The 25812-nt window shown below is 49.9% G+C and carries 22 protein-coding genes and 1 other annotated feature (1 of these 23 only partly in view); of the genes, 3 read left to right on the forward strand and 19 right to left on the reverse strand.

All coding sequences use genetic code 11. From position 1 onward, the window contains the following. Positions 1 to 34 precede the first annotated feature (34 nt). From ACFQZT_RS15835 to ACFQZT_RS15915, 17 genes are all read right to left on the reverse strand, one after another. Positions 35 to 274 carry a thioredoxin family protein gene (locus ACFQZT_RS15835; protein ID WP_379301489.1) on the reverse strand — a complete coding sequence of 80 codons (240 nt, stop codon included), beginning with the start codon at positions 272 to 274 and terminating at the stop codon, positions 35 to 37. 110 nt (positions 275 to 384) lie between these two features. Further along, complete coding sequence (locus tag ACFQZT_RS15840) at positions 385 to 552, reverse strand: DUF6463 family protein (protein WP_379301491.1); 168 nt, start codon at positions 550 to 552, stop codon at positions 385 to 387. 24 nt (positions 553 to 576) lie between these two features. Continuing rightward, on the reverse strand, positions 577 to 822 hold the full coding sequence (locus ACFQZT_RS15845; protein ID WP_379301493.1) for a hypothetical protein: 246 nt from the start codon (positions 820 to 822) through the stop codon (positions 577 to 579). 590 nt (positions 823 to 1412) lie between these two features. Beyond that, entirely contained in the window at positions 1413 to 2102 is a 690-nt protein-coding gene (locus ACFQZT_RS15850) for a response regulator transcription factor (protein ID WP_379301495.1), read from the reverse strand. Between the two features lie 12 nt (positions 2103 to 2114). Then, a complete protein-coding gene (locus ACFQZT_RS15855; RefSeq protein WP_379301497.1) occupies positions 2115 to 3578 on the reverse strand; it encodes a sensor histidine kinase in 1464 nt (487 codons plus the stop codon). A gap of 5 nt (positions 3579 to 3583) precedes the next feature. After that, entirely contained in the window at positions 3584 to 4333 is a 750-nt protein-coding gene (locus ACFQZT_RS15860; protein ID WP_379301499.1) for an ABC transporter permease, read from the reverse strand. Further along, positions 4326 to 5063 (reverse strand): ABC transporter ATP-binding protein, encoded by a 738-nt coding sequence (locus ACFQZT_RS15865; RefSeq protein WP_379301501.1) that lies wholly within the window; start codon positions 5061 to 5063, stop codon positions 4326 to 4328. Before ACFQZT_RS15865 ends, ACFQZT_RS15860 begins: the two co-directional genes overlap by 8 nt. 80 nt (positions 5064 to 5143) lie before the next feature. Continuing rightward, positions 5144 to 6076, reverse strand: coding sequence for a hypothetical protein (locus ACFQZT_RS15870; RefSeq protein WP_379301503.1), 933 nt, complete (start codon positions 6074 to 6076; stop codon positions 5144 to 5146). A 494-nt stretch (positions 6077 to 6570) separates the two neighbouring features. Continuing rightward, positions 6571 to 7731 carry a Ger(x)C family spore germination protein gene (locus ACFQZT_RS15875; protein ID WP_379301505.1) on the reverse strand — a complete coding sequence of 387 codons (1161 nt, stop codon included), beginning with the start codon at positions 7729 to 7731 and terminating at the stop codon, positions 6571 to 6573. Next, positions 7728 to 9185: a spore germination protein gene (locus ACFQZT_RS15880; RefSeq protein WP_379301506.1), complete on the reverse strand. Its 1458-nt coding sequence runs from the start codon at positions 9183 to 9185 to the stop codon at positions 7728 to 7730. The genes ACFQZT_RS15875 and ACFQZT_RS15880 overlap by 4 nt, the downstream gene beginning before the upstream one ends. Then, on the reverse strand, positions 9186 to 10277 hold the full coding sequence (locus ACFQZT_RS15885; protein ID WP_379301508.1) for an endospore germination permease: 1092 nt from the start codon (positions 10275 to 10277) through the stop codon (positions 9186 to 9188). It abuts the gene before it with no gap. A gap of 313 nt (positions 10278 to 10590) precedes the next feature. Then, positions 10591 to 12900, reverse strand: a complete 2310-nt coding sequence (helD, locus tag ACFQZT_RS15890; RefSeq protein WP_379301510.1) for an RNA polymerase recycling motor HelD — start codon at positions 12898 to 12900, stop codon at positions 10591 to 10593. Between the two features lie 44 nt (positions 12901 to 12944). Next, entirely contained in the window at positions 12945 to 13916 is a 972-nt protein-coding gene (locus ACFQZT_RS15895; protein WP_379301512.1) for an ABC transporter ATP-binding protein, read from the reverse strand. 30 nt (positions 13917 to 13946) lie between these two features. Then, positions 13947 to 14738: an ABC transporter permease gene (locus ACFQZT_RS15900; RefSeq protein ID WP_379301514.1), complete on the reverse strand. Its 792-nt coding sequence runs from the start codon at positions 14736 to 14738 to the stop codon at positions 13947 to 13949. After that, the gene (locus tag ACFQZT_RS15905) at positions 14735 to 15511 is read right to left on the reverse strand and encodes an ABC transporter permease (RefSeq protein ID WP_379301516.1); all 777 of its coding nucleotides are present in this window, start codon (positions 15509 to 15511) and stop codon (positions 14735 to 14737) included. Before ACFQZT_RS15905 ends, ACFQZT_RS15900 begins: the two co-directional genes overlap by 4 nt. Positions 15512 to 16194: 683 nt before the next feature. Continuing rightward, positions 16195 to 18195, reverse strand: coding sequence for an LTA synthase family protein (locus ACFQZT_RS15910; RefSeq protein WP_379301518.1), 2001 nt, complete (start codon positions 18193 to 18195; stop codon positions 16195 to 16197). Positions 18196 to 18281: 86 nt separating this feature from the next. Next, the gene (locus ACFQZT_RS15915; RefSeq protein ID WP_379301520.1) at positions 18282 to 18596 is read right to left on the reverse strand and encodes a c-type cytochrome; all 315 of its coding nucleotides are present in this window, start codon (positions 18594 to 18596) and stop codon (positions 18282 to 18284) included. A 69-nt stretch (positions 18597 to 18665) separates the two neighbouring features. Between ACFQZT_RS15915 and ACFQZT_RS15920 the strand changes: the two genes are divergently transcribed. Next, positions 18666 to 18944 carry a hypothetical protein gene (locus ACFQZT_RS15920; protein ID WP_379301522.1) on the forward strand — a complete coding sequence of 93 codons (279 nt, stop codon included), beginning with the start codon at positions 18666 to 18668 and terminating at the stop codon, positions 18942 to 18944. Between the two features lie 457 nt (positions 18945 to 19401). On the opposite strand, the gene arfA is transcribed toward ACFQZT_RS15920, so the two are convergent. Continuing rightward, entirely contained in the window at positions 19402 to 20916 is a 1515-nt protein-coding gene (arfA, locus tag ACFQZT_RS15925) for an arabinosylfuranosidase ArfA (protein ID WP_379301524.1), read from the reverse strand. Positions 20917 to 21085: 169 nt separating this feature from the next. Between arfA and ACFQZT_RS15930 the strand changes: the two genes are divergently transcribed. Beyond that, the gene (locus tag ACFQZT_RS15930) at positions 21086 to 21991 is read left to right on the forward strand and encodes an ArsR/SmtB family transcription factor (protein WP_379301526.1); all 906 of its coding nucleotides are present in this window, start codon (positions 21086 to 21088) and stop codon (positions 21989 to 21991) included. 143 nt (positions 21992 to 22134) lie between these two features. Continuing rightward, positions 22135 to 22623, forward strand: a complete 489-nt coding sequence (locus ACFQZT_RS15935; RefSeq protein WP_379301528.1) for a hypothetical protein — start codon at positions 22135 to 22137, stop codon at positions 22621 to 22623. Between the two features lie 35 nt (positions 22624 to 22658). Here the strand turns inward: ACFQZT_RS15935 and ileS are convergent, their stop codons facing one another. Beyond that, positions 22659 to 25739 (reverse strand): isoleucine--tRNA ligase, encoded by a 3081-nt coding sequence (gene ileS, locus ACFQZT_RS15940; RefSeq protein WP_379301530.1) that lies wholly within the window; start codon positions 25737 to 25739, stop codon positions 22659 to 22661. A gap of 50 nt (positions 25740 to 25789) precedes the next feature. Beyond that, positions 25790 to 25812, reverse strand: a binding site (T-box leader); it runs 236 nt beyond the window's last position.

Below are 25812 nucleotides of genomic sequence, written 5' to 3' on the forward strand. Positions count from 1 at the left end.
CTCATTGTATTCTCGCTCATGTGTTACTTATCAATCAGCTATTTTTGACATCCTCCAGGCTGGCGCCGTAGTTAATATGGTAAACTACTCCATCGATAACCAGCGCCGGTACGGATTTCACACCCGTCTGCTCCGCTTCGGCGATCCGGCTCCGGTTCGTCCCCAAATGAACGATCTCCGCTGCAACTTTCCCGTTATCCAAATACCCCAAAAACACTTGCTCCGCCTCCACACAAACCGGGCACCCTGCATGATAAAATACTGCTTTTGACATGGTCATCGCTCCCTCACGCAACATTTATGTAGCATTGCTACATTTATTATTGTAGATGCAGAGCCTTCTGGGAACAATTACTAATTTCCAATCATTTTCATAGGACCTGCCTATCGTTTTAAGATGTAGAGAGCTTGAGGAATGACAATCCAGAACCCGGAAATAGGCATACAAATGGCCCCTATGATGGAGAGAACGAATACCTGCCAGCCAACGAAATGCGGATTGGAATGCCTTACCCAAGGGTCAACTAGCGCAGCAATTGTCCGATGATCCATATTAAGCTAACTTCGTAAGTCGCCTTACTCTTCAACAGGAATCTGCTTCAACCGAGCTCCTTCATGTCTTCGTATCTCGGCGTTGTCTTCCTCCAAACGGTCAATTGCCGCATCAAGCAGAGACCGCACTCCAAGTAATGCCTCTTTTTCCGCTTGCCGAAAATGGGTCCTTGCCTTTTTCGGTACAAGTCTTGCCCATACGATGCTTTTCACATCCTCCAGACAGTTCGCGATGTCCTCCAGATCTTGCAACTTTGTTCGATTGCCCATAAGCCGTGTCCTCCTTCTTGTTCAATCAGGTCAAAATCAGGTCGGCTCCCAATTAATACGATATCGTAGTAATAGAACAAAAAAACTCACTTGATTGCAATTTCGCTTCCGCTAATAAACTACGATATCGTATTAAATGCCACACAATTAAATTACTACACTTTCGTAGTATTTTCAAGTCCATTATGAATAAAAGCCATTTTATCATAGCGCCCTTATTAGGTGTTTTGCACGTGAGACGTGAACAAAGAACCAAGGTCGTTAATAAGGATATAGTTTGACGCTAAATCGTCCAAGGTATGGTGAAAATCGGCTCGATCGAACAAAAGTCTTTAAATAGCGCACCTTATTCGTTATTTATGGAACATTGTTCTATATAACCCTATTTGGCATCCAAACTCGAAATATTAACGTCTCTTGAGTGTCTTATTAACGAACAGAAGTCTCTAACGAACAATGAGCAATAGCCTAAAATGAGATCCTCTATACAACCATTGTCAGCTATCCCCACGCACTTTAAGTATCAAACGTCTTTTTTAGTGCAAAAAAGCCTAAAATGAGGTCATCGCTCATCTCAGGCTTTCTTTTCGTCATATCCGGAACCGGTACCCCGCTCCCCAGATCGTTTCAATATATTGCGGATTGGACGGATCCTGCTCAATTTTCTCCCGCAACTTGCGGATGTGAACCGTTACGGTGGCGATCTCCCCCATGGAGTCCATCCCCCACAGATGATCGAACAGCTGGTCTTTGCTGAAGACCCGGTTCGGGTTCATCGCCAAAAACGCCAGCAAATCGAATTCCTTAGTCGTGAAGATGACTTCCTTGTCGTTGACGAAGACGCGGCGCGCTGTTTTATCGATCAGTAAGCCGCGGATGCGGACTTCATCGTTCTTAGTCTCCCGTTTGCCCATTAACCGTTCATAACGGGCCAGATGCGCCTTCACTCTCGCCACGAGCTCTCCCGGGCTGAAGGGCTTGATGATATAATCGTCGGCACCGAGGCCCAAGCCGCGTATTTTATCGATGTCTTCCTTTTTGGCCGAGACCATCAGGATGGGAATATCCTTTTCGCTGCGGATTCTCCGGCAAATTTCGAAACCATCCACCTTGGGCAGCATCAGGTCGAGAATGATCAGATCATAATCGGTGCTGATCGCTCTTTGGAGTCCTTTGTCCCCGCTGTTCTCGATATCCGCCTCATGCCCGTTGATCTCTAGATAATCCCGTTCCAGCTCGGCGATGCTCTGTTCGTCTTCAATTATTAAGATGCGGCTCATCCTGCTTGCCCCCTACTCCTGCTTGTTCAGCGGTAATACCATATAAACGGTCGTTCCTTTGCCCAGCGTACTGGTGGCCCCGATTCTACCGCCATGCTCTTCCATAATTTGTTTGGCAATCGCGAGTCCGAGCCCACTTCCTCCTGTCGAGGTGTTCCGGGACGGGTCCGCCCTGTAAAAGCGGTCAAATATATGCGGAAGCGCCTCTTCGGAGATGCCTTGGCCGTTATCTTCTATTTGAATGACGGCGTTGCCGTCAATTTCTTTCACATCTAAACGGATGGTGCAGTCAGACTCATCGCTGTATTTCATCGCATTTTCGATCACGTTCAGCAGGACGCGTTTGAGCTTTTCACGGTCGGCTGTGACGAACAGCGGCACCTTCGGAAGTGTGCCAAGAACGAAATGGACGCCCTTTTTCTCCATATCGAATTGCAATTCTTGCGCGCAATCCTGCACGTATCCGCCAATGTCGACGTTTTCGAACTGAAACGGCACTTTGCCCAGATCCAGCTTGGAGAACAGGAATAGCTCATCGATAAGCCGGTCCATGTCGGCCGCTTTGTTATAGATCGTTCTTACATACCGGTCCAACTTGTCGGGCGAATTGGTAACGCCGTCCATGATGCCTTCCACATAACCTTTGATCGCGGTTACCGGTGTTTTCAGATCATGGGAGATGTTCGATATGAGCTCTTTGCGGTTTTCCTCGTATTGGAGCTGCATCTCGACGGATTGCTTCAATTTGCGCCGCATTTCTTCGAATGCGATGCTTAGCTCGCCGATCTCGTCATCGGAATGAGGAACCACCTCGAAATCGAGGTTGCCTTCCTTAATTTCCTCAGCTGCCCGCTTGAGCGCCTTCAGAGGACGGATAATGCTCTTGGATACGAAATAAGTCAGCACTCCGTTCGTTACGACGAGAATCGTAACAAAGGCAAAAATGACGGCATTCGAAAATTGATGCAAATATTTTTGAAACGAGCTGCCATCTAAAAAGATGAACACAGATCCTTTGCTCTTATCGCTAAAAAGAAAATCCTGCTGGCGAGTTATCCACAGCGAACCTTGATTTCTCTGAAAATGCCCTGATGAGGTGCCGAAGGTAGGCAGTTTGGATGTATCTTCGGCCTCCCCCTGTTTTAAATAGGGCGAAGCGTACGTAATTTCTTTATCCTTGCGAATGATTAAGCCCATGTTGATTTTGTGCAGACGCTCTTCCAGATCTTTGACAAACGTTTCATTGAGAAACAAATCCGGCTCCAGCTCTGACTTCGCTTTCATGTAAGCGACGGTCTCCGCTTCCTGATCGATGACACGTTTGATCGGATTGCCTTGAGAAAAATCGACCTGAAACACCGACTTTAAATTGCCTAGCGTCGCGATGCTGATCAAGATCACGGCTAGCCCCGAAAGCACAAGCGGCACAAGTAGCATGGCTATATAAGAAAGCACCAGCCGTAAACGAATCGACATCTGGATCAAATCTCCTTTTTGTCAAAAAAATAGAATCCTGCTGTAAAAAATAATATACTACACGCTACCAAAAACATAAAGATACTAGCAATTTTATTGCCCGCCATGGTGCTGCCAATCCAGAGCATATGCCAATCCGTGTATGCGGTCGGTGAGTAAGTCGCAATTTGCGGGATGAAGAACGCCGCCACTTTAAAGGCCAGGTACAAAAGAATGCTCACCGTCAAAGCCGAACTGCTGCTGGAGAAAAATTGCGCCAAGCATACGGCCACGATGCTAAGGACGAGCAAAGGCACGAAAGCGGAACCATAGGCTAGCATCCAGTCTATTACGGTGCCGAAGCCGCCAAAATGCTGGAAAAATTGCGCCGATAAGATCGAAGCCAGCAAACCTGCGATTAGATAGAGAGCAATGTAAATGGCGAGCGCCATTTGTTTGGAAGCAAACACCTTGAACCGTGTGATGGGGCGGGTCAGTGTGACTTTCATCGTGCGATCGCCCATTTCGCCGGAGAACACATCTGCGGCTCCCATGAAAACGAACAGCGGCAAAAATAGGCTAGTGAATAAACCAAGCATAATGATGGGAAAATCCTGCGACGCGATGGCGCCAATACCGATGCCGTTTTGGAAGCGAGCCAGCAAGAGGCCTGCGGCTGCCGGCATTAGCAATGTGACGGCAAGAAAAAAGAGCGTCTTCCTTTTGGACGCGATTTTTATCGTTTCGTTCCATACGTTGGCTGTTAAGCTAAGCATGAGCGGCTAGCCCCCTGACTTCTTTAATTTCGCGCAAATACGCTTCTTCCAGCGTTGCGCTGCCTTTGACTAAATCGGCAACGAGTCCCTCGCGAACGAGCCGTCCTTGATGGAGGATGCCCATCCGATTGCACATCAGCTCCATCTCGTGAATGAGATGGCTGGAGATGAGGAACGTGATGTTCTCTTCGCGGGCAAGCCGCATAATGATCTCGCGAATGTGTACCATGCCCTCGATATCGAGGCCATTCGTAGGCTCATCGAGGATTAGCAACTCCGGCTTGGATAGCATGGCCGCAGCAAGACCGAGCCGCTGCTTCATGCCTAGCGAGTAGCCCGTCACCTTTTCATGCTGATACGGGGTGAGGTCCACGATCTCCAGCACTTCATCGACTCGCTTCTTTCCGATCCCGGGGTAAAAACGAGCCGCCAGCTCCAGATTGCGTCTGCCGCTCATGTACGAGTAGGCTTCCGCCGTTTCGATCAGCACGCCGACTTTCGCCATCGCTTGCTCGTAATGGGTTGAGACGTTATAGCCAAAAAGCTTGACCTCGCCTTGTTGCGCTCTGCTTAAACCGGTCATAATCTTCATGACCGTTGTTTTACCGGCGCCATTCGGACCGAAGAAACCATAGATATCGCCTTGCTGCACAGTCATATTCACTTCGTGAATGCCGCGCAAGTTGCCGAATATTTTCGTTAATTGCTTAATTTCCACAACGGGATTCATGATCCGCCCCACCTCTTTTGTTAAAGGAATAAGGAGGAGAAATGGTCGCCATTCCGCCTCCACTCTGCTTTGTTTGCGAATTAGTTCGCTGCGCCCCAATGTTTGCGGGACTGTTCGTCGAATTTCACAGTTTCCACTTGTTTACCGGTTAAATCTACGGTGTCAGGCGTAGTGCTGTTCAAGCTGGAAAGCGTCATATCTACGTTCAATACAACGTCATGTGCCGCACCTTTTGCATCTTTACCTGAGATGTGAACCTGCGCCGTTTGGTTCGTAATATGGTTATCTGCATCTACTGTCGCATTCACCTCGACCGCGTCCATTTTGATGTCTGTCGTCAATTGCGGAAGGCTGTTTCTCAGCGTGCTGACATCGATACCCAGCGTATCTGCTTTGGCCGGTACCGGGTGCTGATTGGATTCGGAAGTGCCATGCTTAATGACCAGCGATCCGATCGTATTCACCACCGGAGAAATTTGGCTGCCTGACAATTTAAAATGAATCTCCTTGGCATTGCCGGCCCCTTGATCCATCGTCACATAATTCTTCATATTGCCGACCAAAGCGTCGACCACATTCTCAACCTCTTGAGCCGTCGCCGGATCCGGGGTGTGCTGCTTCCCTTCGAGCTCGCGGAACTTGCCGTGCATGTTGTCGCCTTCCATCACTTTGTAGACATCGGAATCATCCGATTTCACGATCTGTTTGCCATTTTGGCTGTAAAAATGGATCGTTTGCGTGTCCTTTCCGTTCACCACAGTCACTTCTGCGCTGCCTGTGCGGTCGCTGCGGTCACTCTTAATGGTAGACTTCACGTTCAGGAGTGAAGCTCCGTTATCCTCTAAAGATACATTCACCTGACGAGTCACATTGTCTACCGCGGCCGTCTGTTTGAAAGCTGATTTGAATGCCTCGTATCCGGGAGCATCACCAACGCCTGCATATACCGAAGTCACCAGCATCATACTTCCTACCGCCACACCTAATCCCATCATCGCTAACTTATTGTTCATATCTCTTCCTCCGTAAGCTTTTCGCTTTATCTAATTTGAAAGCGTCCCTCGCTTCCATGTATTCATCATATCCCCCCAGCCTTAACTGCCTCTAAAACAGTTCTAAACCACGCCTAAAACAATTCTTAAATATTTATTAATTGGATGAAGGAAAAGAAAAAAGAGCCTATCGATGATAGACTCCAAATGGTATAATATGCAAGTTCAGCTCAACCTTGGGTGGATAGGCTGCCTCCGGAAAGGAGGATCTTGCCTATGAAAATATTCTCGTTTAACAATCTGGTTTTGTTCGGAATGTTTATTCTGGCACTTCTGACGTTCATGAAACGAAAAATAACCCACCTACAGGTTGGTCGCCTAGTGGGTTATTTCTCTACTTACATCTTGGAGGTTGCCCACCCAAGTCTGTACAGGAGACGGTCGCGACACCGTCTCTTTTGTTATTATCATCATACTATGGATCATTTAGACGCGCAAGGTTCAACCGCCAAACCTCAGTATTCCTTATGCTTCTTCCGCATTTTATACATCCCGGAATGCATGAGATCGACATCGATCTTCACATTGTCAATCCGGATGGCCTTTAATGGCTTAGCGCCGTTGTTAGTTAACCTCGACCAATCTGCAAAAGATTTTCGGTATACGAGATGTTCCAACTGGTAGATATCGACGTCTTGGGCTTTCCCGATCTCAAAAGTCTGCTTGACTTCATCGGCGATTTGCTTTTCAGTTTGCTTTCTCTGTGTCTCGTCATCCAATTCAATTAAGATTTCAGTCACAATCGCCTTACATTTCATATGAATGTCGAAGCTAACCTGATCGTCATGGATGATCGGTTTGATCTTTACCTTTGGCTTCTGAATAGAAACAGAACCAGCTTTCTTGCCGTCCATGACCACCACTAGCGGTGTACGCGACGTTGCTTCCTGCAGCCATCGTAAGCCCTTCAATTGTTCTTCCGATAGCCATTCCAGCTTATCCTCACCATTCATGGCATGAATGCCGCTAACTTCCAATTTCGGATCCGGCTTATTATTCTTCTTCCATACTTCTCTCTCAATGGCTAAAGAGGGCAGCATCAGCCGGTTTCCGGGCTCTCTCACGTTCGCAATTACTTTATATAGCCTTACAGGTTTTATGAAGGAGTGTTGCCGGTAACTGTCCTCAGGGTGAGCAAGAATCGAGGCCATCGGCGATAAATTAAAAAAAGGCATCACGGCGAATAAACGATCAATGGGCTCCTCCGTACTGTATACCCACTGCTTGAACCTTGTTTCGTTATACCTTGCAAAGCCATCCAAGAATTTCCCCATACCACGACGCAAGGCCTCATCACTAAACACAAACGCGGATACGTGCCCCCAGAACACTTGCTGTTGGGATGTCTTGTACAATTTATTGTAAGCCTCACTAACCGTTTCCCCTTCTTCTCGCCCCACCCATACCGAAGCTGCTCCGCTTGTTTTCCCGGTTTCTTGCTTAGCAACATTAGAAAAATCAAGCATTTGGCTATAGACTTGGAAGTGACCGTTCTTGTAATCGAAGCCTATCGCTGTGATATAGTTCATATCTTGAATCGTCTTCATATCCCAGCATCCGGTCTGAGTAACCAAAAGAATTAGACTAATGCCTATTAGGTATAACCTGCGTTTCATGAGGGCCCTTCTCCTTGACCTTGACGCGTAGCATCATTCGGATTCAAAGAATGGGGTCTTCGCTTTAATTTGCTCCAGGGTTTCGCTAACAAAGAAGCAACCATTTCCCCGAATTGAGGCGGCGACAAGGGGGATAAGTACGGAACTCCGAATGACTCCAGCGTTGACAAATAGAGGATAACGCCCATAAGCGCCAGCATGAAGCCGAATATACCGAATATCGCAGAAATCACTAATATCAAGATACGCAGCACAGTTACCGTTCCTGATAAGGATTGATTCACAAGTGTGTACATGGAAATGGTCGATATTGACGTAACAACCAGCGTGGTGGGACTCGTGATGCCTGCTCGTATAGCCGCGTCCCCGACAATAAGTCCGCCCACGACGGTGACTGTTTGTCCAACCACTTTAGGCAGCCGCATGCCTGCTTCACGGAACAACTCAAACAATACGAGCATGATAATAATATCCATCGGTCCCGAGAGGGGAAGCCCCAATCTGGATGAAGAAATGGTTGCAACCAGCGGGAAGGGGAGCTGTTCAATATTAAATGCGGAAAGCGCAATCCAGAAGCCCGGGAGGAGCATCGATACGATCAATCCCCCTATCCTTAGGATACGTTCGAAGGCGACATAATAAAACGGAAAGTGAACGTCCTCCGGGGATTTCAAAATCAGCATCAGATTGGCCGGGGCAATCAATACCATTGGCGACCCGTCAACCATAATGACGAATCGCCCTCGCAGCAAGCAGTCGGTTACATAGTCAGGTCTTCCTGCATAGTCCACAAGCGGAAAAATTGGCGCTTTCCGCCCCGATACCCGTTCCTCCAATTGAGCGCTGCTGATTAAGCCATCTACGTCGAGAGCCAGCAGCCGCTGCCTGACTTCCGTAATCATATTCATATCCATGATATCGTCCATATAAAGAAGAGCCACTGCGGTATGGCTCCTTTTCCCGACTTCCATTTTCTCACAGCAAAGCGAGCGGGTCAGCAGACGTTTACGCACGAGCGCAATATTGGTGGTGATATCCTCCGTAAACGCATCACGAGGACCTTTGATCGATGTTTCCGTGCTGGATTCTTCAGGCGAACGGTTAGGCGGAGATGCGATATTCAAGGCATACACGAGCTGAGTATCTTCAAAAAAAAGTAGAAGCTGCCCCTGGTACAGGCGAACCGTCAGCGATTCCATGAGGTTAGGGCCTGTAATCTCTTCCAACTGAAGCATCGTATTGACGTCCAGTCTCGATATCTCAAGATTCAGCTCGTCGGTGAACATGGCATGCAGCTGAGGAAGAACCACATGCTCGATTTGATCGATTTTGCTCATCCCCTCACAGTACATCAGTAGAACGTTAGGGGCTTGGTTCGTGTCACTTAATCGGTACGACTTGAGGACGACATCCGCAGATTTAGCAAACCATTCACGAAAATGTTGTTCATTCATTCAGTTCTTCCTCTCCTTTCGTTTCACCGGCAGGTTCGATAAGATAAGCAGGGCAAGCAGCAAAAGCAAACCAACACCAAGAATGAGAGGATAGTACCACGTCTCGATTTGCATCCTGAACCAATTGTCTTCCATCGGATACAAGCCTATTGCTAAGAAGAAAAGACTCAATCCTATCATTAGGTAGGTCCGTCTTCTAGGCTTACTGACGCCGATAACATCCAGTATGAGGAACAATAAAACGGACATCCGGACGCACGCCCCGGAAATCCACTGAAATATGGATAGGAAGTCAAGGTGGGAAATGTATTTGCCGAGTGCCACCATGCGCCACTGTTCGAATGCCGGGTATCTCAGATCGGATGCTTCAAAGGGCCCGAATATGGTAATTGCTCCCATCAATGGCCCTATTGTTAATCCAGTAAGGCAGATCGATACCATCAACAGAGAGGATAATCGAATTTTCGCGGAGACATGATGTTGGAGAAACAGAACGGTCATCAACTCGATGGATGCCCCATTCGTTAGTAAGGCCGATTTGATTGCAGGTCCGTAACCATGTGTAAAAAGAGGCATAAGCAAGCTGTAATCCTTATAGTGAAAATTACTTCCCATAACAAAAAAACCGAGTAAAGCGACTACCGGAAGCAGTAAACCCGAGGCGATCGCGATGGCTCGCAGACCTGCTAAAGCGGCAAAAAAACAAAACATGAGGAAAATAATCGTAATAACCAAAGGCGGTGTGCGAGGTAAATAAGAGACATGCGTCCATATGACAATATCTTTCAAAGTGACGCTGGCATGTAAAACGCATGCAGCAATGACAATGATCTTAATCGGAAATGCAACGAATGCCCCAAATCGCTGTTTCAGCCAATCGATCATTTTCTGTTGAGCTGTTTTTCGGATCACCAAATAGATCAGGATGACACAGAGGACAAATGGAACTATGGAAGCAGCGGCGCCAATCCAGGAGTCCCGTTTCCCATAATGAAGAAGAACCGGAATTAACAGTACATGATTCGTGATGCCGATGGAAAGGAAAAAGACAAAATATAATTGCAGAGGCGAGACCTTCTTGTTGGCAAACATGCTTCATTCTCCCTCAAGGATATCGAATCGTTCCTTTTTTTGTTAAGATATCCAGAACCGTACAATCCATACATCTGAGAACACAAAAAGACCGCCCCCACTTTGTCGTGGAATGCGGCCCCTTGATTGCAAGATAATCGGAACTAGAATGTTGCAAGAATGATGACTAACAGAATGTACAGTACCAGAACAACAGCTGTGCTAGTGTATCCAACATGAGACATGGTTATTCCTCCCTTCTGCCCTTCGAAAACTGCTCCTTGTTGCTTGATACATCCTATGAAGATCAGGGCAGATGGGTATGGACTTCCGTCTATTTCGTCCTGAGAAAAGGTGTAAGTTCACCTAGAAAGAACACATCCAGGTGATGCTGAGCGCGGGTGCAAGCCGTGTAAAACAGCTTGCGCTCCCGGGCCTCCGCGTAGACGGCAGCGCCCGCGTCGTAGAGGATCACCGCGTCGAACTCGAGCCCTTTGGCGAGGTACGCGGGCATGATCATGACGCCAGCTTCGTAGTGCTGCGTCTGCTTATGGATGCGCTGCAGGCCCGGCAGCAGCGGTAGCAGTAGGGCGTGCGCGCGCTCCGTCTCGCGCTCGGTCTTGCACAAGATCGCGACGGAGCTGGCTCCGCCGTCGCGCCGCGCCCCTACAGCCGCCGCGATGAGGCGGCTGAGCTCGGTCTCGTCCGCCGCGCGCGTGAGGCGCGGCGGCTCGCCGCTGCGGCTGAACGGCTCGATCGGCTCGCCGTTCGGCAGTACCTGACACGCGAACTCGGTGATTTCGCGTGTCGAGCGGTAACTCTTGACGAGACGGATGGTCTCCGTCTCGTCCTCTTTCATCAGCTCGCTGATCGAGGCATACTCGCCGGCTTGAGCGCCGCCGCCGGTACCTCCGCTCGCATTCGCGTGCGTGAAGATGCCTTGATTCCAGTCGCCCAGCAAGGTAAAGCGGGCACGCGGGAACAGCTTCTTCAAGTACGCGTAGTGAAACGGCGAATAGTCCTGCGCTTCATCGACCAGGCAATAGCGAATTGTGCCGACCCGCAGCTGCCCCTCAACAAGGCCCTTCAAATAAACAAGAGGCGTAGCATCCTCGTAAAGAATCGTGCCTTGATCAAGAGCTTCTACCGTGAAGGCACGAATCGTATCCCATGCTGATGGAAGCTCTTGTCCTGCGCTTTGCGCCAGTTCACGATGAAGCGCGGGATCCGTAAATAAATCGCGGTACATCCCGAGCGCGTCGATATAAGCGAGACTGCGCGCTTGTTCCTTGAGCGGCTCAATCGCTTTATGCGCTTTGCTTCTGCTCATGCGCTTCATTTCCGGATCTGTGCCGATGTACTTCGGCTCGCGTACCATTTTACGGTAGAACCGCTTCTCCACATCGATTTGAATCTCATCCAGCTGACCGAGTATCCATTCCGTCAGATGTTCCATCCGATCACCGATCGTCTGTGTAGACGCCTTGCCGTAGAAGCGATTGCTGAGCTGCTCTGCGGTGAGCAGCACTTTCTTGCCGACCGCAAAATCGCGGAACCGGATGCCGCTCGTCTTCAGCTTGTCGCCGTATGCTTCAATAACCTGCAAGAATGCTGCCGATGTCTTGTAGCGTATGCCTTGCAGGCGGGCCTCATAGGCACCGGAATCTTGCCCCTGCTCCGTTCCGTTCAGAATGAACTCCAGTTGGTCGTAGGGATCCTCAATGGCAAGCCCCGTTCCGCTCAGCTTATGCGCTAAATAATCCTGGAACGTCGTCTGCTGCATATTGGCTTCGCCCAGCTCCGGCAGCACGTTCGAGACGTAATCGCTGAACAGTGAGTTCGGTGAGAATAAAATCATATTATCGGCGCTTAGCGTCGACCGATATTTGTACAGCAAATACGCGATGCGCTGCAGCGCGACCGAGGTTTTGCCGCTGCCGGCCGCCCCCTGCACGACGAGCACCTTGTGCCGGTCATCGCGGATGATCTGGTTCTGCTCGCGCTGAATCGTCGTCACGATGCTTTGCATCCGCTCGTCGGCGCTGCGGCTGAGCATCTGCTGCAGCATCTCGTCGCCGATGCTGATGCCGGTGTCGAACACATCCTGCAGCGCCCCGGCTTTAATAATATATTGCCGCTTCAGCAGCAGCTCGCCGCTGACGTCCATTTCCGGCGTCCGGTACGTCGCAGGCCCCGGCGGATAATCATAGAACACGCTGGCGATCGGCGCTCGCCAGTCATAAATCAGGATTTCATCGGTCTTCGGTTCGATGAAGGAAGTCAGCCCGATATAGATCTTATCGGGCTGGTTTTCCCCCTTCTCGATGAAATCGATCCGGGCAAAATACGGCGAATCCACGACGCGTTGAAGCTTGCGCAGTGCATCCTGCGCGACGCCCAGGCTTCGCTTTTGTCCGAGCAGAACCTGTTCCTGCTGCGCCATGCTGGCCGCGGTCTCGATAATATCGTCAGCGTTGTCCGCGTTGACCGAGATATCGTCCCAGAAGGCGCGGCCGATCGCCGTCACCTCGGATTGACGTTCATCGGCAATTTGACCTAGTTCGCCGATTCGCTTTTTGATACTTGCTCGCACGGCGACAACGCGCTGCGCTTCTTGCTCGCGTTCTTCTTTTTGAATAGCCATTGTTGGGTTCTCTCCTTCCGTACCGACCGAGTATGCTGTGCTATCTATTTATATACCCCGTGTATAACCTCTTCAAACTCCGGTTCTTCCATATGTACATCGTCCATGTCGCCCCAACCGCTGACGACACGCAATACTTCCATTGCCTTCAGCTCCTGACGATTGCAGGCTAAAGTAAGTATATCCGCCTGTTGTTCCACGATGCGAAACGGGAGTTCCCAGCTTGGCGGGACTTGATAAGGACCGCGAAAGGTCACCTTCATCATCGTAGGCAGCCCAATCCGTTCGCGCAGCTCGGCAATCGAACCGTCGTAGCCGATTTGCCCATGGTTGATGACGATGACGCGTTCGCAGAGCTGCTCAATGTCGTCCATATCGTGCGTGGTGAGCAGGATTGTTTTCCCGAAATCCCGGTTCAGCGCCTTCAGAAAGCCGCGAATATTCCGCTTAGCGACCACGTCGAGCCCAATCGTCGGCTCATCGAGAAATAAAATATCCGGGTCATGCAGCATCGCCGCAGCCAGATCAGCCCGCATGCGCTGCCCAAGCGACAGCTTGCGTACGGGCGTATCAAGGAACTCGCCAAGTTCCAGCAGTTCTGTTAATTCGCCTAGCCGGCGTCGTGCAGAGGCTTCATCGACGCGATACATGGCAGCCAGAATTTCGTAGGAGTCCTTGACCGGCAAATCCCACCATAGCTGGCTTCTCTGACCAAACACAACACCGAGGTGCTGAACGACGCGTCTGCGATGTTTTTGCGGGCTGAGCCCGTGAATCAGCACCTCACCGGAACTTGGGTGGAGGATACCGGTCAGCATTTTGATCGTTGTCGATTTGCCTGCGCCATTAGGTCCAATATACCCGACAAATTCGCCAGGTTCAATCTTGAAGCTCACATCCCGAACCGCTTCCTTCTCTTTGTAGGCTCTAGATAGCAAGGTGCGGATGCCGGCGAATTTCCCCTCCCGGACAAGCGGGGTTTGAAACGTTTTGCGTAAATGAGTGACGGTTATCATGAAGATCGCTCCCCTCTTTTCATCGTTCAATCAGCTTCCCGTGCTTTGGTATCGAGACAAGCCCAGCTTCCAGAAACGCATAGCAAGCAGTAATGCTGCTGCAGCGACAGCTACCGTTCCCAGGAGCATGCCGATCCCGCCTTGATCGCGGAGCAGATATAAAGTGGGTATGTAGTTCACAAAACCGACTGGAATAAGCACCAACAGCGCCCCCTGCAGCCACTTGGGATAAAGGGAAAGCGGGTATCGCGCCGCCGTTTGCGAGGCGTCTTCGGTCATATTTTGCAGCGACTCGATTCGGGTTAGCCAAAAGCCCGCAGCCGCTGTCGCCAGACCGATGGCGAATAGGATGATGGCTCCCGTTGCTATAATCAGCAGCGTAAATGGAATGGCGGACCAGCTGAGCTGCCCGTCTGCCATCAATTCTCTCATGGCAACAATGAGCAGCAGGATGCCTTGCGCCATTTCAGCGAATAAAATACGGTTATTTTGCGTCATGAGTGCTAATAGCACCGGTATCGGCCGTGTCAGCAGCGGATCAAGATCGCCGGTAACGAGATATTTTTCCAAGTGATGCACATCCGAGGCAAAAGAGCGATAGATCGCTTTCGACATCATCATAACGCCATACAAGTAACATACCTCATATAGGCTCCAACCTTTAATATTGCCGAACCGCATGAGCACAAGCGCTACCATCAGAAACTCCGAAATATGTACCATTGCAGCCATCACGGTCGAAAATAGGAAGTTGAATTTGTACTGCATCCGGCTTCGCAAACTCGCTTTAATGAGCAGCATATAGAGCCTCAGACTCGTCATCCTCCCTGCACCTCCAGCTTTCGGCGCACCCCATGCGTAACCGCCAGACAGACACAAGTAAACCCGATGCACCAGATAAGGGCGCCGAGCACAACTGTTCCATGTTCAAGCTGCATGTAGATCCGAGTCGGATAATAAAGCAAATACGGGTAAGGGGACCAAAAGCTAATCGTGCGCAGCCAGCCTGGCAACCACTCCAAAGGGATAAAAAAACCGGATAACAACATGCTCAGCGCATAATTCACCCAGTAGAACCATCGAGATTCAGTTGTCCATAAAGCGGCGACGCCAATTAAATAGTTCGTACAAATGGAAATGTAGGCTGCCAATACGAGCGCTATCGCTGTCCAGCCGTACACGGATGCTTGATGCGGAAGCTGTAAGGAGAAGATGAAGAAATAGAGGATATAAATCGGCAGAAACTTGTAAAGAAAATGGTAGAGCACTTGCCCCCACTCCCGGCTCATCGCCTGGTAGAACAGGTGCACGGGCCGCATCAGATCGACCGCAATCTGTCCGGTACGAACCGACTGCTCGAGTCCGAGCCCGTTGGTCGTGAATAACGTGATCCACAGAATCGCCTGGTTAAAAGCGATATAACTCACGATCCCCTTCTGGCCGTAGTCGCCTAGCGACGCATCCCCGCCCAAACCCGTCCAGATGCTCGCATAAATAAAGCCAAACGCAGCGCTTACCGCATTATGCAGCAAATGCGCCCCTCGATACTGCAAGTTCCTGGCGTACGCCTTGCGCGCCAAAACTGCAAAAAGCATGTAACACCTCCTGTTTTTCAGAACATGTTTCCGTTAATAAATCTAGCTTATCGTCGCAGCCGCCGCGTAGAGAGAGAAATTTATATTACCAAAATCCCCCTGCTGTTGGCAATGATTTTTTTGTAAAGTAATCTTGCACTCAAACGAAATAACACCTTGCTACGTCTAGAGTAAAGGTGTTATGATTAAAATAATATTAGGGAGAGGCAGGCGAGAGGCGCGAACCAATGCGCCTGCCCATCCTGGTTATCTCATATCTTTGTCACTGGAAGAACTCGATTCGTGGTCGGGTTCTTTCTTTTTTCGTGAATTGCGATCAGCCTTCAATTCAATCTCAATTTTGCTCCATTTAGCGCGAAAACTGACTGTTGAATAAAATAATGCGATCACAAATACGGCGATCAGAGCTATGAGGGTTACGAAGTGATCAATAGGTATCACCTCCCTTCCCTTTTTTTACTATATCATGTATAAATATTGTTTAATAGAATTAAAATTGCATTTTTATTATAGTTTTACTGCACTTTTAGGCAACCCTCCCTCATTTTAGATCAAATTTGCTGTAGGAAATGCATTTTATAAGCCATTATAGATGTATCCCTCTCCACTGCGATCTACTTTTGCCAGAAAACAAGCCTTCAATTCCACATAGACCGTGGATTTGAAGGCTATTTTAGTGAAACTTACTGCGCACTCACCGGCTTCGCGGCTGGCGTGCTGCCGTTTTCTACTGCCGCCCGCGAGCCACTCTGTGCGCCAAACTCGGCGTTATAATCGGCCTGCGAATTCTTCGTCAAATAGTCATGGTCGATATGCGCAGCCATGTACTGCTTGCCGAAGAGCAAGTCATATTGCACATTGCGGTAGTCCTCAATGAGGGCCTTGGCGGAATCCGGCGCTTGGGCATGAAGTCCTTGGTTGTTGTCCACAACCAAATTGTTTAAGAGACCGGGCACCTCAGACGCTACTTTGTCGTTCAGCGCGAAGTTCGCCGGTTTCTCCATATGCAGCATATCCAGCACATGCGCGCCGAGGAACGAATCGCTCAACAGCGGAATTTGCTGCTTCGGCATGTCGAAGTTCGACCACATAACCAGGGGGATGCTGTGCATTTTCTTCACCTCATCGAGCGACCAGTCGTTCGCGTTGCCGGTATGAACGAAGCCGGACTCGGCGTACACTTGGTAATCGAGTCCGAGCATCGGCAGGTGATCGCCGTAGAATACGATCATGGTCGGTTCGCTGGACTTTTCGTAGTGATCGATCAGCATCTGCAAGCTTTGATCCGCATCATGCGCGCCTTGCGTGTATGTTTCCAGAATCGACTTCGCCGATGGCGTCAAGTCGCCCTGGACTTGTATGGAGTTTTGGCCGTAGCGCGGGTCATCGTATGGTCCGTGGTTTTGCATCGTCACCGTATAAATAAACATCGGATTCGCCGTGTTATCGACTTCCTGAATGATGTTCTTGGATACTTCCGCATCCGAGATGAAGTAACCTTTGACCTCAGGATTTTGGAAATTTTCGCTGCTCTTAAAGCTTTCGAACCCAAGCTGCTTATATACCGAATTACGATTCCAGAACCATCCCTCATAGGAGTGGATACCCATGCTTTTATAACCCTGATCGGCAAAATAGCTTGCCAAACTCGGAACCGGCTTATTCACATACTGCTGATACGGAATCGAGCCGCCGGGCAGGAAGCTCATGGAATTGCCGGTCAGCACCTCGAACTCCACATTGCTCGTTCCTCCGCCAAATTGAGGAGAAAGCAGATAGCCCGAGCTTGATTCCTTCTGTAATCGATGGATTGTTGGGAGCGGATCCTCGCTAAAAGAGACATTCGGCAACAAGGTCGGGTCCCAGAACGCCTCGCTCATGATAAAGATGACGTTTGGCTTTTTCCCGTTCAGAGGGTCCGCCCCTGTCGGCTGCTTGAGTCCGGTTTGTTGAATATCAGCAGCGACTGTCGCAAGCGATTGTTCGCTATAAGTGGGCGGCTTCGGAACGATGGAATTTTTGACATTCAGCGTAAAGGCCAATGTAAGTCCATTGTCCGTATAATTCTGCTGCTGATTCCACACAATTTCGTTCACATTGGCGCGGTCCAAAATCTTGCCTGCCATTGGCGTTTTCACCCCGAATGCATAGAGCGCATAAAGGGCGCAAGCCCCCATAACAACGCGCAAAATGACCGGCATTTTCCAACGCGGCATCACCCATCTGAGCAGCAGGACTACAATGACGGCCAACGCGACAGATCCAATTCGTATCAGCGCGGCTTTGCCAGTGACTAGCGAAGCAATGTCCATGCTTTCTTTATTCAGCAAAATATCCCACGGGAAGAAAGGCTCCCCGATCATTTTTACCTTCATATAACTGATTAGCGCCATAGCGCCCAGGACTAAAGTGGAGATGGCCCCGGATATAGCGAACGATCCTACAATTGCGTAAATCAAGGCCAGTAAGCAAAAAGACAAGCCCACATTCAGAAGGAATAGCCGTTTATAAGATAAAATCCAATGTATCGTATCATGTAAGGAACCGCGTTCGAGAAATTCAATCCCAACTACCGACAAAATCGGTAAACAAACTAGGAAAAACAGACAAACCAAAATCGCCCCCGGACGGTTTGGTCTCATCTTCAAAAGCCGATGGTTCCGGGGCCTCAAGTTCAAGTGCATGTTCATCACTCTCCTCTAGCCCCTCATTATAAAGTTCAATTGTGAAGAAATTATGTAGGCAACCTGAAAATAACATGAGTTTTCATTTATTTGAGTCCTGCCAGCCAAGATGCCAGGGCCTTCAGCTCTTCATCCTTTAAAGCGACTTGGAACGGCGGCATACCGCCTCCGCCCTTTTGGATCCGTTTTATAATCTCATCTTCCGTGAGGCGTTCTCCGACTTTCTGAATGTTAGGCCCCTCACCGCCTTGCAAGTTGTTGCCGTGACACGAAATGCAAAAGTTTTTATAAACCGTAGGGGCATCCGCTTTCACGGCTACCGGCTCGATTTGTTTGTCTTTATTCCCGCAAGCGGACAAGCTCAGAGCCAGCGTGGCCACACAGAGCAGCTTCCATTTCATACGCCTATAACTCTCCCTTGGTAAGTATTTCTCCTCATCATACCAGAGCATAGTCGGAAAAATAAAGAAATGAAGACAGTGCGGGGAGCTGTTGCAGCTTCCTTCACTGTCTTCGGTCTGTTTTCGCCCGGCGGGCTCGGGGCTGCCTACGGGGGCGGCGGGTTAGCGCGGTTTTTCCGCCTTATCCGGCTCGAACCCGCCTCAGATGTCCCTTTAACGCGGTTTTCCCGCGTAAAAGTACCAGACAGTCTCGGATTGCATCCGGAGCGGCGGGTTAGCGCGGTTTTTTCGCCTTATCCGGAACTGTCCCGCACAAGATGCCGCTTTAACGCGGTTTTTTCGCGTTAAAGTACCAGACGGGCTCGCGCTGCCTACGGGGGCGGCGGGTTAGCGCGGTTTTTCCACGTTAACCCGCTCAATCCCGCTCCAAATGCCACTTTAACGCGGTTTTTCCGCGTTAAAGTACCAGTCGGGCTCGGGCTGCATCCAGTGGCGGTCGGTTAGCGTGGTTTTTCCGCCTTATCCGGCTCGATCCCGCTCCAGATGTCGCTTTAACGCGGTTTTTCCGCGTTAAAGTACCAGTCGGGCTCGCGCTGCATCCAGTGGCGGCCGGTTAGCGCGGTTTTTCCGCCTTATCCGGCTCGATCCCGCTCCAGATGTCGCTTTAACGCGGTTTTTCCGCGTTAAAGTACCAGACGGGCTCGGGCTGCATCCAGTGGCGGTCGGTTAGCGTGGTTTTTCCGCCTTATCCGGCTCACTCTCGCACAAGATGTCGCTTTAACGCGGTTTTTCCACGTTATCCCGCTCAATCCACCAGTTTCAAGCGGATCACGTTCCACGAAGCCTTCGACAATACAGCTTGCACCTGTCCGCTGCTAGATACTGCAGCATTGCCGCCAGAATGAGGCTTCACCTGATCTTGTGCGTCGATCGTGTTCGCCGCCTTCAGATCGTCATTCTCCAGCACGATATGCTCAATAACGCGACAGGCGCCGAAGCTGCGCAAGTCCAGCTCAAGAGGCAGCGCTTCCTGCAGGTTGCGGTTGACGGCGAAAATCGTCACTTCCGAATTCGGTTCGTTGTGAACAGCCACGGCTTCCAGGTACGGCACATCCGTATAGTCCTTGGCGTCATACTTTGGCGATTTAATCAAAGGCACTAATACAGTTCCTCTACCGAATACACTTGTGTGCATGTAAGGGTAGTAGATGGTTTGCTTCCAAGCCGCTCCTCCATTTGCCGTCATAATCGGCGCGATAACGTTGACGAGCTGTGCCATGCAGGCCATTTTCACGCGGTCCGCGCGTTTGAGTAAGGAAATGAGCATACAGCCGACAAGCAGCGCGTCTTCATGGTTGTAAATGTCCTCGAGCTGCGGAGGCGCCACGCTCCAAGGCTCGATTTGGCGATCAGCATCGTTGGAATGATACCATACGTTCCACTCGTCGAAGGAAAGATGAATCTTCTTCTTGCCTCGTTTCTTGGTCTGCACATAATCAGCCGTCGCGATAACCGTGTTGATGAATTTATCCATGCCGAGCGATTGCGCGAGGAAGTTAGCTGAATCCTTGTCGCGATTGCCATAATATTGATGCAGCGATATGTAGTCCACATGATCGTAAGTGTGTTCAAGAATGGTCGCTTCCCATTCAGGGAAAGTCGGCATGCTCAGCGCCGAACTGCCGCAGGCGACCAGCTCAATGCTCGGATCGACCCATTTCATCACCTTAGCCGTTTCGCAAGCGATACGCCCGTACTCTACTGCAGTTTTGCTGCCGATTTGCCAAGGACCGTCCATTTCGTTGCCTAAGCACCAAGTTTTAATATTGTGCGCTTCTTTGTAACCATGCGAAATGCGCAAATCGCTCCAGTAGCTGCCTGACGGATGATTCGCATACTCCACCAGCTCCCGCGCTTGATCCGGTCCGCGAGTTCCCAAGTTCACCGCCATCATCGCTTGTGTGTTTGCCTTGCGGCACCAGTCCATGAATTCATTCAGTCCAAAAAGATTCGGCTCCACCGTACGCCAAGCCAACTCAAGACGCTTTTTGCGCTGCTCCAGGGGACCTACGCCATCTTCCCAATTGTATCCGGATACAAAGTTTCCGCCCGGGTAACGAACAATCGGTACATCCAGTCCTTTGACCAGCTCCAGCACATCGGTGCGGAAACCTTGCTCATCGGCCTGTGGATGATCCGGCTCATAAATGCCGCCATACACCGCACGGCCCAGATGCTCGATAAAAGAGCCGTATATCCGCGAATCCACTTCGCCGATTTGAAAATCTTTGTCCACAATCATGTTTGCTTTCATAGACATGGCCATCACCTCATAGTATAATTAATATAAATATGAATCAATTAATACATTAACTACCCACCTAAACCCATTAAACAACATCACCGATGGAATTTCAAGCTTTTCATTTTGCTTTTTTTGAATTAATATTTTCCTTAACTAGTCGATGAACCTATAAGGAGCTAAGGACATGATCCAAACGACAACTGACCGCAAATGGCTGCCGCTTTATGAAGCATTGGCGAGCGACGTGCGGCTTAAGATATTGGAGCTGCTCGCTGAGCAGCCAAGGAATGTGAAGGATTTGGCGACACTGCTCGGATTGAGCAGCGCCATTGTGACGATGCATGTAAAAAAGCTGGAGAAAGGCGGATTAATCGTTACCGAGTTAGTGCGCAAGCAAGGGGGTACGCATAAAATATGTTCGCTGGCGGTTGCCCGCATCGAGGTGCTCCTGCCCCAGCAGACCGAACAGCAGCGTGCTTTTGACGAAGTGTCCATCCCCGTCGGGCATTACACGCGGTTCGAGGTGCATCCGACCTGCGGTCTGGCAACAGCCGAGCACATGATCGGCCAGTATGACGACCCGCGCTACTTCTTTGAACCGGAGCGCATGCATGCGCGCATCCTCTGGTTCGGGCGGGGATTCGTGGAATACCGCATCCCAAACTATGTACTCGCCGGGCAGACGCTCGAGGAGATCGAGATCTCGATGGAGATCGGCTCGGAGGCGCCTGGCATCCAGGAGCACTGGCCTTCTGACATTCACTTCTATGTGAATGATACATTGCTCGGCTATTGGACCAGCCCGGGGGATTCCGGGAAGGGACGCGGCCTGCTCACCCCAGCCTGGTGGCCGGACTCCATCAACCAATACGGCTGGTTGAAGGTTATCCGTATTACCGAGGAGGGCACCTATCTGGACGGACAGCGGCTCTCGGCCGTCACGATCAAAGATATCCGCATGTCCCGCAACGAGTGGACCCTGCGGCTGGAAGTGCCGGAGCATGCGGCTCATGTCGGCGGTTTGACGCTGTATGGCGAAGGCTTCGGCAACTATAACCGCGACATCACATTCCGCACGTACAGACGCTAAAAATAATAAAACCGACCTTCCCCTCGTGGAAAGTCGGCTCTATTATTTACTCAGTCCCTTCAGTTTCCATCCATGCCCCGGCCTATACGATTCTAAGACAAATCGTTACCTCCATATACTTTGGGTAAAGGAGGAGAATGCCTATGCGATTCACTGTACAATATGTACCACTGGACCGGATCAAACCCGATTTGCCGGCTACAATGACGTCGCATCTCCGCAAACTTCGCAGCCTGATGTGGGACTGCATGCATCTCATTGTGGTTAGAAAAAATCGCAAAGACAAAAGTTATACGATCCTGTTAGGAAACGACCGGTATGAATATCTTCGTACGCATACAAAAAAGTTAACCGCCCCCTGCCTGGTTGAGGAAAACAGGCCTAGGAAACAGATAACATCGTGGATTTATAAGCTCCGCAATAACACGTCGTTAACTCATTTTCCTCATATTAAACGAGACCGGATGACTCCTGCCACATGGTCCATCGTACGCGTTTTCTTGAATGAGGAGCCCCGGATGAAGGAGCTGACCCGTAGACAACAGCTTCAAGTACTGGCGCTTGCGTTTCGTTACAAAAAAACAGTCATAGCTTCCATGAAGTCAAAAGTAGATCAATTGAAGCAGCTTTAAGAAGCGCATCCCAAAGTGATGCGCTTCTTCGTTCGCTACTCGATAAGTAGTCCGAAACTCCTATCCCCCATTGAAACTACTTCCATATTCGGCTCTTTAGCATATCTGATACTTGCAAGCAGCACGTTGTCCTGCAGGATATGAGTGAACCGCTCCAATGCAGCTTTCAACGTTGAATCGACGTCAAGGATGAGGTTGACTCGTTTTTCAATAGGCAATTCTCGTCTTTTACGATAATCTTGAACGGCACGAACGATCTCCCGTACAAAACCTTCCTGCTCCAACTCTTCGGTTATCGAGGTATGGATAGCAACGGTGATCCGGTTTCCCGATGCCGATGCAAACCCTTCTTTGGCTCGTTTTTCCACAAGCAGTTCATCCATAGTGACATGGAGCCCTTCACTGTCGATCGTGATTGCTATATAACCGTTGTCGACGGCTTTTTTGGCATCGGAAGCTGATAACTGCTTCAAGCAGCTTTGCACGGCTCCGACTAATTTGCCGTACTTTTTGCCTGCCTCTTTCAGATTCAGCTTCAAGCTGATGTCGGCAAAGCCGTTATCGCTTTGTTCTAAGCGGATTGCTTTGACATTTATTTCGTCTTTTATTATGTCTTCGAATCGGCTTAGATCGAAATGGCTTTCGGTTGAAACGATCATTTCAGAAAGCGGCTGGCGGGTCTTGATTCCCGTTTCGTTCCGAATCATCCGCGCCAATTCAACGATTTGCCGTACGGTTTCCATGTCACTCTCAAGCGCTGGATCGATGGCAGACCCTGTTACCGCCGGGTAATCCGCGAGATGTACACTTCCTTCCCCGCCAAGGTTGCCGAAAATATCTTCAGCAATGAGCGGCATGTACGGTGCAATCATTCGCGAGAGCACCAGCAGCACTTCACGCAGCGTTTGATACGCCGCCACTTTATCCGCATTCATTTCACTGCCCCAGAAACGGCTGCGCGAACGGCGGACATACCAGTTGCTTAGCTCGTCGACAAACCGTTCGATTTGTTTGGCCGGATTCAGAAAGTCGTTAACTTCCAATCCCTTCCGCACATGTTGCAAAGTGCTGTTCAGTCTTGATAAAATCCAGCGATCCAATTCGTTCACGCGCTTCTGCGGCAAGTAATCTTCGTGTCTGTATTGGTCAATCTCCGCATATAGCGCGTAAAAGGCATGGGTGTTATGGATCGTATCGACCACTTTGGATTTCGCTTCAGCTACGATTCCTTTAGAAAAACGTTTGCTATTCCACGGGGCGCTGTCTGACAGCAAAGCCCAGCGGAACGCATCTGCGCCAAACTCCTCAATGATTTCCCAAGGATCGATGCCGTTTCCTTTGCTTTTGGACATTTTTTGCCCGTTTTCATCCAATACGTGCCCGGTCGACAGAACGGCTTTATAAGGCAACTGGCCATTATAGAGCGTTGAAACTGCCAACAGGCTGAAGAACCAGCCTCTCGTTTGGTCAATCCCTTCGCAGATCATGTCAGCCGGGTATTGCTCATTGAACAACGCTTCATCCCCAAATGGGTGATGATATTGCGCAAACGGCATAGAACCGCTGTCGAACCAGACGTCGATCACTTCAGGCGTTCTGTGCATGACGCCTCCGCAAGAGCAGCGCAGCTTGACTTCATCGACGTAGGGTTTGTGCAGCTCCAAGTTTTCGTCAATCGGGCGTATCGATTTTTCCCGCATCTCTTCATGGCATCCCGGCGCACACTCCGCTCCGCAATCCTCGCATAACCACACGTTAAGCGGGGTTCCCCAATACCGATTCCGGCTGATGTTCCAATCAACGAGATCCTCGAGAAACTTGCCGAAGCGTCCATCGCGCAAATGGGAAGGATACCACTCGATTTTACTGTTGTTCTCGATCAGTTGGTCTTTGATTGCGGTCGTACGGATGAACCAGCTTTCCATCGCATAATAGAGCAGCGGGGATTTGCAGCGCCAACAGAAAGGGTAACTATGCTCATAACGCTCTTTGGCAAATAACAAGCTGCGCTCCGACAAGTTTTTCACGATATCGACGTCACAATCTTTAACGAATCGTCCTGCAAAATCGGCAATCTGATCCGTATACCGGCCGGCCAAGTCCACTACATTTACAAAATCCAGTTCATGCCCACGAGCCGTTCGGTAATCATCTTCTCCATGCGCCGGAGCAATATGAACGATGCCGGTACCGCTCGTATCCATGACATAGTCTGCTTCAACGACAATATGTCCTCTTTTCGGGCTAACATAACTGAATGGAGGTACGTAAGAGGTGCCGACAAATTCCGATCCTTTATGAGCAGATAATATTTCGTAGTCTTGGCGGAATACTTTTTCCACTAGATTTCTGGCGACGATGTATACCTCTCCTTGCCATTTCACCTTGACATAGTCAATGTCTTTATTCACCGCGAGCGCTACGTTTGCAGGAAGGGTCCACGGGGTCGTCGTCCAAGCGAGAAAGATTTCGCTTCCGCCCGTGCTCTTGAATTTCACCGTGGCACTTAAATCTTTGACATCCTCATAACCTTGCGCCACTTCATGTGAACTAAGCGTTGTTTGGCAGTCAGGACAATAGGGGCTGACACGATGGCCTTTGTAGAGCAACCCTTTGCGATGAATGCCGGCTAAAATATGCCAAACGCTCTCGATATAATCGTTCGTAAGCGTCACGTAAGGATGATCCATATCCGTCCAGTATGCAATCGCTTCTGTCAATTCACGCCACTGCTGTTCATATTCAAATACGCTGTTTTTGCACATTTCAACGAATTTGGCTACGCCGTATTGCTCGATCTCCTGTTTACCGGAGATGCCGAGCTGCTTCTGTACGCCAAGCTCGACAGGCAAGCCGTGCGTATCCCAACCTGCTTTGCGGACGACACGGTGCCCGGTCATTGTTTTGTAACGGCCGATGAAATCTTTGATAACGCGACCGAGCGCGTGTCCGATATGGGGCGTTCCGTTGGCAGTCGGCGGTCCTTCGTAAAAGACGAAGTTCGGCCCGCCTTTGCGGTTTTCAATTGATTGGCGGAACGTATCGCTTCGTCTCCACTGCTCCAGAACACGAAGTTCGCGGGTTCTTGCTTTCTCTTTGACATCCACTTTTCTCATGGGTGACATCCTCTCTTTTTCTAAAATAAAAAACAAAAAAATCCCGCCCCGTAAGGGACGAGATTTCATCTCG

The sequence above is a fragment of the Paenibacillus sp. GCM10027628 genome (assembly GCF_042676385.1).
Lineage (GTDB): Bacteria > Bacillota > Bacilli > Paenibacillales > NBRC-103111 > Paenibacillus_E.